This is a genomic window from Mycobacterium sp. E2733 (genome assembly GCF_001667585.1).
GTDB lineage: Bacteria > Actinomycetota > Actinomycetes > Mycobacteriales > Mycobacteriaceae > Mycobacterium.
Window position 1 is genome coordinate 1 of the sequence record NZ_LZJZ01000021.1, and the last position, 12,442, is coordinate 12,442.

General features: G+C 66.5%; 9 protein-coding genes. 1 reads left to right on the forward strand and 8 read right to left on the reverse strand.

Annotated elements, in window-relative coordinates; genetic code table 11:
- The 6 genes from A5678_RS04160 to A5678_RS04185 form a co-directional block, all read right to left on the reverse strand.
- A partial coding sequence (locus tag A5678_RS04160) for a WXG100 family type VII secretion target (RefSeq protein ID WP_197502025.1) occupies window positions 1–173 on the reverse strand: 173 nt, incomplete at its 3' end.
- A 286-nt stretch (window positions 174–459) separates the two neighbouring features.
- Window positions 460–759: a PE family protein gene (locus tag A5678_RS04165; RefSeq protein ID WP_068038872.1), complete on the reverse strand. Its 300-nt coding sequence runs from the start codon at window positions 757–759 to the stop codon at window positions 460–462.
- 491 nt (window positions 760–1,250) lie between these two features.
- On the reverse strand, window positions 1,251–2,483 hold the full coding sequence (locus A5678_RS04170) for a PPE family protein (protein WP_068038878.1): 1,233 nt from the start codon (window positions 2,481–2,483) through the stop codon (window positions 1,251–1,253).
- 7 nt (window positions 2,484–2,490) lie between these two features.
- Window positions 2,491–2,790, reverse strand: a complete 300-nt coding sequence (locus A5678_RS04175) for a PE family protein (protein ID WP_068039328.1) — start codon at window positions 2,788–2,790, stop codon at window positions 2,491–2,493.
- Window positions 2,791–2,957: 167 nt separating this feature from the next.
- Complete coding sequence (locus A5678_RS04180; RefSeq protein ID WP_068038881.1) at window positions 2,958–4,223, reverse strand: PPE family protein; 1,266 nt, start codon at window positions 4,221–4,223, stop codon at window positions 2,958–2,960.
- Window positions 4,224–4,727: 504 nt separating this feature from the next.
- A complete protein-coding gene (locus A5678_RS04185; RefSeq protein ID WP_066953924.1) occupies window positions 4,728–4,922 on the reverse strand; it encodes a ferredoxin in 195 nt (64 codons plus the stop codon).
- Between the two features lie 247 nt (window positions 4,923–5,169).
- On the opposite strand from A5678_RS04185, the gene A5678_RS04190 reads away from it, so the two are divergent.
- Window positions 5,170–6,342 (forward strand): cytochrome P450, encoded by a 1,173-nt coding sequence (locus A5678_RS04190; protein WP_068038883.1) that lies wholly within the window; start codon window positions 5,170–5,172, stop codon window positions 6,340–6,342.
- Between the two features lie 32 nt (window positions 6,343–6,374).
- Here the strand turns inward: A5678_RS04190 and eccCa are convergent, their stop codons facing one another.
- Entirely contained in the window at window positions 6,375–10,544 is a 4,170-nt protein-coding gene (eccCa, locus tag A5678_RS04195) for a type VII secretion protein EccCa (protein WP_068038885.1), read from the reverse strand.
- A complete protein-coding gene (gene eccB, locus A5678_RS04200) occupies window positions 10,541–12,058 on the reverse strand; it encodes a type VII secretion protein EccB (protein ID WP_068038888.1) in 1,518 nt (505 codons plus the stop codon). Before eccB ends, eccCa begins: the two co-directional genes overlap by 4 nt.
- Window positions 12,059–12,442: the final 384 nt, after the last annotated feature.

Consider the following 12,442-nt stretch of genomic DNA (forward strand, 5'->3'; position numbering starts at 1 on the left):
CCCATGGTGTCGTACGAGGTGGCCTGCGCCTGACCGCTCCAGCCCGAGCCGGCGATGTTCATCGAGGACGCCCACATCTTGCGAGCCTCGTCTTCAACCGTCTGGGCGTGCACCTCGAAGCGGCCCGCCATGGCCCGCATTTCGTGCGGGTCAGTCATAAAACGTGTTGCCATGTGGCTGTCTCCTTAATTCGTAGTACTCAAATACTTGCTGTGTTTACGACGAATGGCCGGACCGGTCACGCGCTGGCGAACCGCCGAGCCGAATGCAAAAGGATGATCCCCCCTTCCCGTCAGCCGGCGGCCACCGGTTGCTCTAACACGGTGAGACGGACGTCAAACCCGAACTCCGGCGTTTGAGTTGTCCGGCCGTCAGCCCCCGAGATCATCGGTTGCAGGGCGGTCAGGTGGGATTCCACGTCGACGACGTCCCGTCCCAGACCATCAACCGCCGACTCGATTAGCCCGTCTGAGCTGCGTTGATTGCCTCGGTCGCAGCGTACGAGCCAGAACTTGTCGACAGCGTGTTCACGAACGCCTCGTGAACGGCGGCGGCCTGGGCGCTAACCGCCTGGTACATCTGCGCGTGCGCCGCGAACTGTGCAGCCGTCAGCGCCGACACCTCGTCGGCAGCAGCGGGCACCACCCCGGTGGTGGGGGCGGCGGCAGCCGCGTTCTGAGCGCTCAGCGTTGAGCCAATGGCCTGCAAGTTTCCGGCCGCCGCAGCCAGAGCCTCGGGCTGTGTGGTCACGAACGACATACTTGGTTCCCTCCTAGTTCAATCCCCGACTCTGCAGAGACTAGATGACCGCGACCCCTGAAGCGCTTTCGGAAGCCGCCTGTTTGCAATTGTTCACTTGACGGTACGGCGAATTCATTTTCGGTAACGCCACAGTAACAGCGCCTGACCTGGATCGCAGCACCTCGCAGTACGGTCACAGCAAACTGTGACAGACCCGGCAGGCAAAGTTGCTGGTAGTCATCTCCCAGCCGCCGCGGCACCGCGGTTACTAATAAGATCTCGTTGCTCGCTAACTCCTTTCGCACGAGCGGCGACCGCCCAAACGATCCCCGACGCCAGGACTCCCTTGAAAGGGTTTTCAGTCCCTCGAGCGGGGGCCGTAGGTCCTTCGGCGGGGACGGACGCCGCGGTGAGCGGCGCCACGAGTCTGGCGGCGCCTCCACGCGCATTCGTTTGCTCACCCTTTGGTGCCCGGTCGACGTGCGGCTACGCCATTCCACAGGGGGTGATCAGCCGGCGAAGGGGGGTCGGGCCATGACGGTGGGGCGGAATCCGTAGCGGGGTCCGGCGCCGGCGTGGGTGCCGGTGCCCATACCGGCCAGGGGCATGCCGCCGAGCAGGTTGCCCGGTCCCCCGGCCCCCTCGGGTGCCGCGCTGATGGCGCTGACCGGGATCGCCGTGTGCCCCATCGGCGGGACGGCCGGACCCCCGGTCCAGGCCACCGGCACCGACAACTTGCCACCGATCGACGTGGCACCCGCACCGCCGATCGCGGCCGCCGGGTGCACCGCACCGGCCCCACCACCGAGCAGACCACCCAGGCCACCCAGGCCCGGCAGCGCCTTGGCCGCCGCCGGAGCCGCACCACCGATCGCACCCACCGACTTGGCGATCTGCACGAAGTTGTTGCCCATACCAATACTGAAGTACGGCAAACCCTCGGTGTTATAGAACAAGCTCGCGAACGGGCTGTAGCCGTTCACGGCCGTCCCCAGGTTGTTCGGCAAGACGGACTGGCCGGTCAGCAGGAACCAGATCTCGCTGAACGGATCCGTCGCCTGAGTCGACTGGGTCAGGAGCTTCGGGGCCGCAGTGGTGGTCGGCTGCGCCAGGCTTGACAGCGTCTTGGACACAGTGTTGGAGGCGTTGCCGGCCGTGGTGTTGGTCGCCGCGTTGGCGACCGTGGCACTTTGGGTGGCGGTGCCGGATTCGTTGGAGATCTTGGGCGCCGCGCTGAACTGCGTCATCTTGGTCGCCGTCGATGTCTGACCCGCATAGCTGTACATCGCGGCAGCATCCTGCGCCCAGAATTGGCCGTACTGGGCCTCCAGCTGGGCGATCAACGGGGTGTTCTGCCCCAGGACGTTGGTCGCCTGCAGCTGCATGGACTCGGCCCGGTTGGCCGCGATCAACGGCGGGGGCACCGACGAGGCCAGCGCGGTCTCGTAGGCCGCCGCGGCCGCGCGCGCCTGGGCGGCCGCCTCCTCCGCCTGCGCGGCCGTCGTCGTCATCCAGGTCACGTACGGCTGCACCGCCGCCGCCATTGTCGCCGACGCCGTACCCAGCCACTCCTCGCTGCTCAGCGCGGTGATCACCTTGTCATAGCTCAACGCCGTCGCATTGAGCTCGGCAGCCAGCGCACTCCACGCAGAGGCCGCCGCCATCAACGATCCCGACCCGGGACCCGAATAAATCCGAGCCGAATTGAACTCCGGCGGAAACGCCCCAAAATCCAACACCATTGACTCCTTAACCCGTCGCGGCCGCGTTGGCCGCCTCAGTCACCGCGTAGGACCCCGAGCTCATCCTCAGGGTGTTGACGAACATCTCGTGAATCGCCGTAGCCCGGGCGCTCACAGCCTGATACATCTGCGCGTGCGCAGAGAACTGCGCCGCCGTCAGCGCTGACACTTCGTCAGCGGCGGCCGGCGCCACCCCCGTCGTTGGGGCCGCCACCGCTGCATTCTGCGCGCTCAATGTCGAACCAATGCTTTGCAGACCGCCCGCCGCCGCGGCCAACGCCTCCGGTTGCGTCGTGACAAACGACATCAAATTCCCTCCCCTGGTCTCTAGGCCCGCTGGCCTTCGAGGAACGGTTTGCCGGTGGGCGTACCGCAGGCATGGCTTGCTGGTGAGATTAATGGGGTCACGCGGTGCCTCGCCTCCCTAGTGCCGACTGTTCATTCATGTACAACTTCCGTTCACCTGGGCTTTCCTTATCCGGCCGATGGTGGGCGGGTGAGGACGCTGTAGCGGAAGCCGTATTTGTGCGAGTAGCCCGCGGTGGCGCTGCGTCGGCCGAGGGCGCCGGTGGGCATGCCGCGCAGCAGGGCGTTGCCCGGCGGGGCGCCGGCCCCGGCGGTCTGCACGGGAACGGCCTCGGCCTCGGCGGCGTTGGCCGGGCTGACCGCGGAGGTCAGCGTGGCCCACTGCTGGGGAACCGACAACGCCCCCACGTGGGTGGCCTGCCCGGCACTGGCCGCAACGGCGCCACCCCCGACGTTGCCCAGGTTGCCCAGGCCCAACTGGGCGAACTGCGGCGTCGGGAACCAGGCACCGCCGGCACCGGCGGTGCTACCACCGGGACCAAAGGTCAACTGCTGGGCGATCGAGGAACTGAACTGCGCCAGACCATTCGAGAAATACCCCAGACCCGACGTTTGTTTGAGGATCACCGTGTACAACGTGGGGTTGAGCCCCAGGTAGTTGTTGGTCGGGGTGGGCAACCCGCTCTGCGAGAAGTTCTGAAGCGCACTGGTGAGCCAGGTAAACGGCCCCGGCTGCGTCGCGGCCGTGGTGGTCACCTGCTGGGTCGCCACCTGGGGCGCCGCAGCGGTCATCAACTGTGTGCTCGCCAGTTGTGAGGAGGTCGAGGCCACGGTCTGGGCGGTGTTGCCCGCCGGCTGCTGGGCGGCCTGAGTCAACGCCAACGCCTGATCGGCCATCCCATCGGGGGTGGTGGTATTCGGCGGGGCAGCAAACGGGGCCAACGCCGACGCCGTCGCCGAAGCCGCCGCATACCCATACATCGCCGCCGCGTCCTGCGCCCACATCTCCATGTACTGCGCCTCGGTCGCCATGATCGCCGGCGTGTTCTGCCCAAAGAAATTCGTCGCGACCAACGTCGCCAACAACACCCGATTCGCCGCAATCACCGGCGGCGGCACCGTCATCGCAAACGCCGCCTCAAAAGCCGCCGCCGCCGCCCGACCCTGACTGGCCGTGTCCTCAGCCAACCCCGCCACCGCACCAAGCCAACTCACATACGGCAACACCGCCGACACCATCGACGACGCCGCCGGACCCACCCACGGCCCCGCCGTCAACTCCGAAACCACCGAGCCATACCCACTCGCCGCCGCCCCCACCTCCGCGGCAATCTCATCCCAAGCCGCCGCCGCAGCCATCAACGGCCCCGAACCCGGACCCGCATACATCCGACCGGAATTAACCTCCGGCGGTAACGCCCCGAAGTCAAACACCTGTTCTCCTCAGTTGGCCGCGATCGCTGGCGATCGCGGCAGTCGCATCGGATCAGTGGTGGCCGTGGTCACGGCTTCGTAAGCAATTGCCACCCGTAGGTAGCTGAGCGCCCGGAATCACCGACTCAGACCTCTCGGTCTGCCACCCCAGTCGGCGGGCTGGCCGGTGCATCCTGCCGATCCCGTGCCCGACGCCCAAATGTGGTCTCGCACCACACTTCTCAGACGTCCGGTCAGGAACAACGTGCACCTTTAGCCTCGATTGATCCCCTGCTGTCAGCAACCGAGCGACAGTTCACGGTCTTCTCCGAACTGTCGCTCGTCCATGAGATTAGTTCGTTATCGTGGGCGCGCCGATACGCGACGCCAACTGTTCATTCCACGCCAGCCACTGTTCACTCCCCGTCGACTGCCGTTCATTTCTGGCAACTGATTGTTCATCCGGGGTTTGCCAAAAATGCGGTTCGGCGCCCAGTTCGCCGGGCGCAGTGGAGCGTTGGGGCGTCAGTCCTCTTCGAGGATCAACGCCATCTCCGGGCAAGACGCCACACCGTCACGCGTCAACTGCTCATCCTCGGGCCGCACCTCGTGCTCCTCGAGGATCGAATAGCCCGAGTCGTCAATGGGGAACAGATTCGGGTCAACGGCGTAGCACTGGGCGTGGCCCACGCATTTGGATTGTTCGAGACGAACCCTCATCAGGTTTCCTCCCTACCCGGCTCCGCAGAACAAGCGGGATCGCGCCGAACGAATCGAGACGGAGATCAGCCGCTCGCTGAAGTGTAGAAGATGCTCGCGAAGCGGGGTCGGCCGCTGTAAGCCCCGCTCCCGACCAACGGTCGGATTCGTGTCCCTTTGCGACACATGCGATATTGGGTTTCAGCGAAAATCGGTGCCGACGACCCGCCCAGCGGTTGCCGAGATCAGACAGACAAGCGGAGAGCCCATGAGCACTCCTGGCCAAGGCCAGCAAGCCACGTTCCACCTACCGCGGCTCGATTTCGAAAAGCTTCCCATGGCCGTGGACCGGGGCGTCGGGTGGAAAACGCTGCGGGGCGCCGGGCCGGTGGTGTTCATGAACGGCCACTACTACATCACGCGCCGTGCGGACGTGCTGGCCGCGCTACGCAATCCCAAGGTGTTCTCGTCGACGATCCTTCAGCCTCCCGGGCACCCATTACCGGTGTTGCCGCTGGCTTTTGACCCCCCGCAGCACACGCGTTACCGCAAGGTGCTGCAGCCCTTCTTCAGCCCGCTCGGGCTGAGCAACTCCCGCCCGGTGCTGGAGCGGCACGCCGCCGAAATGATCGCTGCCCTTGCGGCCCAGGGCAAGTGCGAAGTGATGGCAGACTTCGCCCACCTGTACCCGTTTCAAGTCTTCATGGACCTCTACGGCCTGCCGATCCAGGATCGCGATCGCCTGATCGATTGGAAGGACGCCGTCGTCAGCGACAAGCCGTACATCACCCAGGCTGACATCGGAAAGAGTGAGCAACTGCTGGCGTATCTGGCCGATGCGATCCAGCAACGCCGGCAGAACCCGGGCCCCGACATGCTGTCTCGGATCATGGCCAGTGACGGTGACTTCAGTGACCTCGAACTGCTGGGCATGAGCCACCTGCTGATTCTGGCGGGCCTGGACACCGTGACCGCGGCGATCGGGTTCTGCCTGTTCGAATTGGCGCGCCGACCACAGCTGCGCGAGTTGCTTCGCGACAACCCTAGGCAGATCCGGGTTTTCATCGAGGAGATCGTCCGGCTGGAACCCTCGGCGCCGGTGGCGCCCCGGATCACCACCGAATACGTCAACATTGGCGGGATGACGCTGCCCCCTGGCACTTCAGTGCGGTTGTGCATGGCCGCCGTCAATCGCGACGACAGCGATGCGACGTCGGTCAATGAATTGGTCATGGACGGAAAGGTCCACCGGCACTGGGGGTTTGGGGGCGGGCCACACCGCTGCCTGGGGTCCCACCTGGCGCGGATCGAACTGACGGTGGTCGTCGGGGAATGGCTGAAGCAGATTCCCGACTTCGACCTTCCCGCGGACTATGTTCCCGCGATCAACTACCCGTCAAAAAGTTTCGCGCTCAAAGAATTACCGCTGCGCTGGGGCTGATCCAGCCAACCCCGGCGCAGCGGCATCCCGTCTTACTTCCGCAACTCCGTCGCCGCCACCTGTACGAACACGCCGGTGTCCTCTGCCATCAGCAGGCCTCGACCGCGGGGCAGCGGGCCGCCCTTCATCTTTCCGCGGATGAATCCCTCGTCCGGGTCGGCGTCCATCACCAGCAACGGAGCGTTTGCCTGGGCCAGGGCCCGCAACATCGGGTCGCTGCCCGCCGAAGACCAACCGCCGAAGGTGCGCGTGACGATGACGTGCAACCCGACGTCGGCCGCCCGCGTCACCCATGGCGCGGCCTTGTGCAGCGGTGAATCGAAACCGGCCGGCAGCTGCTGGATGTCGTCGACGATCAGGAAGATCTCCGGACCGCTCCACCACGACCGCGACAACAACTCTTCCGCGGACAGGCCGGGCGGCGGTTCGCGTCCGGCCAGGACCGCGGCCAGCTCGCCCATCATCGCCTGGACGCCGTCGAGGTTGTACGCGAACTTCTCGACGTAGTCCGAACCCAGTGCGGTCAGCAGCTGACGTCGTGGGTCCACCAGCCACACCTGTGCCGACGGCTGGCCGGCCGGAGGCGTGGGTGCGCTGCTGGCTCCCGGCGCGTACAGCCGGCCGATCTCCGACATGATGGTCGCCAGCGTGGTGGTACGCCCACATTCGCGCCGACCCGTCACCATCAGGTGCGCATTCTCGGCGAAGTTGAGGTAGACCGGCGACAGATCCAATTCGGAGATGGCCCAGGCGATTCCGCCCGCGCCGACCCCTTGGCGGGTGTCCCGTGCGGCCAGCTCCCGCAGTTGCTCCACATCGAAGCGGGCGGGGAGCCGGCGCACCGGCGGGGCCTGACCGCTCGTGAGGCGAATGACCGCGTCGATGACGCTGCCGGACTCGAACACATAGTCAGGCGTGGTGGCGAGCGCGGGCCGGGCCACCAACGTGTGCAGACCGGCCTGCGGGTCGGAGTCCAGTCGGACGTAGTTGACCGCAACCATGCCGCGGCCCGGCTTGACCGGAACGTCCTTGGCGAACCGGGACCGCACCAGCTTGGCGTCTTCCACGGCCGCCAGCCGCAATTCCACCCGGGAGCCGAAACCGCTGCGCACCGGGGGCCGCAGCTCGGATTCGCGGTCCGCGGTGACTATCACGTGGACTCCGAACGAGGGGCCCTGGTTGATGATCAGGTTGACCTGCTCGATCAGCACCTCGTTCTCTTCGGCCAACGCCCGGTAGTTGTCGACCACCAGGTAGACGTCACCGAACCCGTCGTTGGGGACGGGGCCGGGCTCACCGCCGAACTTGCGGCGCCGGAACACCTCCATCGAGGCGATGCCGTACTCGAGGAAGGTGCGCTTGCGATCGCGCACCAACGCCAGCAGTTCGGCCACCGTGCGGCGCACGCCGTACGGATCCGTCGGACCGGCCACCTCACCCACGTGCGGCAGCCGGGCGACGGTGGTCAACGCGGTGCTGCTGTAGGCCAGGCAGTAGAACTGGACCTGCTCGGGGGTGTGGGTCAGCGCGGCCGAGCAGATCAGGGTCTGCAGGGCCGTGGTCTTGCCCGAACCGCCGGCGCCCAGGATGAGGACGTTTGCGCCCGGACCCGAGGTGTCGACCGTCCACGGCGGCTGGTCGTGCTTGAACGGACGGTCGATGATCCCGATCGGGAAGACCAGATCGCGCGCCGTGCCGTAGTTCTCCTGCCACGGGTGGCCGAGGAACCGGTTGACCAATTCGTCGATGGGGACGGGCTGGTTGAGCGGCGGTTGCCACAACCGGTACGGCTCGAAGTCGATCTTGCGCAGCTGATCGATGATGACCGTGCCGACCTTCGGCACCCGGATGCCCTCGACGTCGTCGTCGTCGCGCGGCAGACCGTCGGCTTCAAGCGTCTCGCCGTTCGTGATCGCGGCCGGGGTGAGGTCCGGCCCGCCCACGCTCACCTCGAGCGGGGTGAACGAGTTGGTGAACAGTTGCGGGCGAACGTAATCGATGCTGTGCACCAACGCAGGCGCTTCCTCACCGTCGTCGGTGAGGCCGCGGGGGAAGTAGTCCCGCCACAGGAACTCGGCCTGGAACCGGACGATGTCTTCCAGGCTGCGCCGGAAGTAGCCCAGACCGGCCTGCGCCGGCAGGTTCACGGCGTTCGGCACACCGGCCGCCTGCGCCGCACCGGCGGTACGCGCTTTCAGCACCAGCCGGTAACCCATGTTCTCCATGAGCTTTTCGGCGCGGCTTTCGATGGTTTGCGACGCCATCATCAGGTGGATCCAATAGGCGCGGCCCTGCCGGCCGATCGAGTCGAGCACGTCGACCGCCGTCGGCATGATGCGGAACCACTCGTAGAACTCGTCGATGACCACCACGAGCATCGGCAGCGGCGCCATGTCCTGGCCCCGCGCCCGCATCCTGAGACGGACCGAGTTGTATTCCTTGGCGTCGTCGACACCGGCGCTGTCGCAGATCGCCTTGCGCCGGGCGATCTCGCCCCACAGGGCGTCCAGGAAGCGCTCCATGAGCGCCTGGTCCTCTTCCAGGTCGGTGATGATCCGCGACACGTGCGGCACCCCGGCGAACGGCTTGACCGCCGACCCACCCTTGAGGTCGGCCAGCACGAACTGCAGCTCTTCCGGCGGGTGGCTGAGCATCAGCGACTCGATCACGGTTCGCACCAGGGTCGATTTACCGGAACCGGTCGTACCGGACATGACGCCGTGCGGGCCGTCACCGCCCTCGTCGAGAGACTTCATGTCCAAGAACAGCAGCTCGCCGTTGTCGGAACGGACACCGAACGGCGCCCGCAACCGCGAACGGCCCATCGAGTCGTTACGGCTGCCCCACAAGGACTCGAAGTCGATGTGGCCCGGATCGTCGATCCCGTAGTAGGACATGATGTCTCGGGCGCCGATGTGGGCCACCCGCTGGCCGATCTCCTCGTATGCCTCGGCGAGCCGCCAGCGAGCCAGCGCCTGGGCGAATTCCTCCGCCTCCGCGATGCTGATGTGGTCGGTGAGGGCGAAGAACCACGGCTTCTCGTCGATCACCATCCAGGTGTCACGGTCGCGCGGCAGCGCCTCGATCACGCCCTTGTCGTCGAACCGCAAGGTGCGCTCGGGAACCGACGTCCACATCGAGGCGCCGGTCAGGTCGAAGAACGTCACCCCGTCGACGCCTTCGGAGCTGATCACGTACTCCCACTGGGGGTCGACGACGTCGGCGACGATCACCGTGTGGGGCGTCGGAGTCTGCGCCGACGAACTCGCGTGCCGGGGCGTGAAAGAGCCACGGCCGGCGAACAATTCGGCCTGCTCGGCGGCGAACTCACGCACCGAGCTGTAGACCATCCGCGCGTTCCCCGCGGCGTCCTGACGCCGCGGGTCGCCGAAGTGCGGAAGCCACTTCACCCAGTCCCACTCGTCCAGGTCCGAGCTGACGACGACCATCTGCACGTGGTCCGGGCCATGCGAGAACGCCAGCTGACAGATGATCGCCCGCATCAGTCCCAGGACCTGCTCCCGCTCCCCGTCGAGCGAATACCAGGGTTCGACCAGCAGCGAGATCATCTTGGGCAGGTTGTAGACGACGCTTTGGTAGCGCCCGAATTCCTGCAGCGCCTTACCGGTCACCGGCTCCAGCTCGATGTCGGTCGGCATGTTCTGAGGCTCACCCCAGGTCACCTCGGGTCGGGTCATGCCGACGCCGACTCGCACCACGCCGAAGTTGAGGTCCTTGCCGTCGGGCTTGCGCTCCCACATCCGCGACGACCCCACCGCCGCGGACAGCGTGGTGGGCGCCGGGTGGAACCACCGGTAGTTGGCGTCCATGCTGTCGGCCGACTCGTGGGCGGTCTCGCGCAGCATGTCCAGCATCAGCATGAACTGGGCGCGCATCGCGTCCAGCTTGGGCCGGCTCATCTGCTGCTGGCCGCCGAAGCGGCCGCCGAACATCATCATCGCGACACCACCGATCATGAAGATCGGGAAGATGGCGCCCGCGCCACCGAACACGCGCGAGCCGCTGCCAAAGACCATTGCGACCATGCCGATCAGCAGGCCGATCACCAGTACGCCGACGATGATCAGCCACACGGGCTTGCCCTCCGGCGGCGGAATGCTCAAGGGCGTCGGAAGGACGATGTTCTCCGGCTTGATGACCGGAGGCTTCTCCGGTGTCGGCCGCGCAAACCCGCGTTTCACTTAGGTACCGCCAATTCTCCTGGGGACATATCCATCGGTAGGGTGTCGTGCTCCACGAGCGCGTCCGCCCGGGACAGGGTCGGACCTTGCGGGAGCAGCCGCAGCGCCACCCACGGCGCCAGGCTCGGTTTGGTCTTCAAACCCAAGGCCTCACGGACATCGCGGGTGTCGTCGACCCCGAACCGGGCGCCCGCGTCCGTCAGCCACCACAGCGATTCCGTCGTCTTGGCGCCTGGGTCGTTGCCGGTGACGGCCACGAAGTTTCCGTAGTCGGGCCCGAAGAAGACCTGGTCGGCCACGCGGCCCGTGGTGTCGGCTTTGACGAGCGAGACCACCTTGTTCTCGTCCTTGGCCGCGACCGGGATGGTCGCGCCGGACACGACCTGAATGCGGGCCCGGTTCTCCCCGGACGTCTTCTGCCACCACCAGCAGGTCGACGGGTTCTCGCGGATGTCCGCCACGTTGAGCGGGGCGTCCGGGTAGGAGGACAGGTCGAGCTTGTTGACCACGGGCATCTTCGCCAGGGCGGACGGTTCCACGGTCACCGGCTTGGTGTTGCCGGGCCCGGCGTTCTGCAGGATCTGGGCCACCAACGGGGGCAGCGTCTCCACACCGTCAGCCAGCACCAGCGAATACTGTTGCGGCCCGCTGATTTGCGGCGTGACGATCACCGTGCCGATCGGACCGGGGGCGCCCGGGAACGAGGCGGCGGCGCCGGCGTTCTGCACCGGCGGCACGGTCAGTTCCGGGCCCACCGGCAAGGCGTCGAAAAGGGCGCGGCTCATGGGCCTCGCCTGGCCGACCTGCTCGGGCGTCAGGCCCAGCGGCAACAGCACCGATCGGTTCGTCGCGTCGATACGTGACCGGCGTCCCTCGCGGATCACCCACGCGTCCCCGCCGTAGCTCAGCACCACGGCATCCGACCCGCTCAGCACGCGCCGGTGGTTGCTGAGGTCGGGGTTCCCGTCGATGACGGTCACCGTCACGCCTGATGGCGCACTGACCCCGGTCGAAGTGGCGACGGTGTCGCACACCAGCCACGACGAGGTGGACGGGGTGGCGGTGTGGAAGTTCGACGGCGCACCCGGGATGCCCACCAGAGGGCCGCGCGGCAGGCTGGCGATCTGGTTGGACTTGACCAGGTGCGGGTTGTCCGGCCGGCCGGTGATCAGGCGCGCCGACGCCAGGTTCAGCGCCGGGTACAACTTGTCACCCACGCGGACATACAGCGCGCCGGAGTCACGGTCGGCGATGATCGGCGAATCTCCGACCTGGCCGGCCGGGCTGAGGAAGGAGTAGAGCAAGGCACCCAGGCAGATCACCAGCGCCGCCGAGACCGAGGCCACCACGGCCAGTGTCTGGCGCCGTCCCGGCTCGACCTCCATGCGGACGCGCCACCGGGTGAGAGCCATTGCGGTGCGGCGAGCGAGGAACTGATAGCCGGTCACCTGGGTCCGCGTCGACAACCCGAGGCCATACCCCGACCCGCGTTGCCCGCGACTCTCTTGCGCCACTTAATTCACCATCCGGTCTGCTAGAACGCTTAGATATTGTCCCTGAAAATGTCCGCCGCGCGAATTACATCGACAACGGTAAGTCACACGTAGCGACCTCGCCACGCGGCGCCGTGCGTTCACATCTACATCACTTTGTGTACATCTCTACGGACGCCCTCACCTCGCCGCGTTTGCTGGCGCGGTAACGCACCAGGCACCGTTGAACTGGCCCTTTCGGGCTCCCCCGCCGATCCCCGCCCGGACACTCATGTCTCCTCAGGGCATCGTAATGGCGAATGGCCCACTCGTCCTGTTGAGCTTGTGCCCTCAGCGAACGAATGAGTGCGCAACGGGCGGGCGAAACGGGCCACCACTCCCCGATTGGTCGGGCGGCGAATTCGG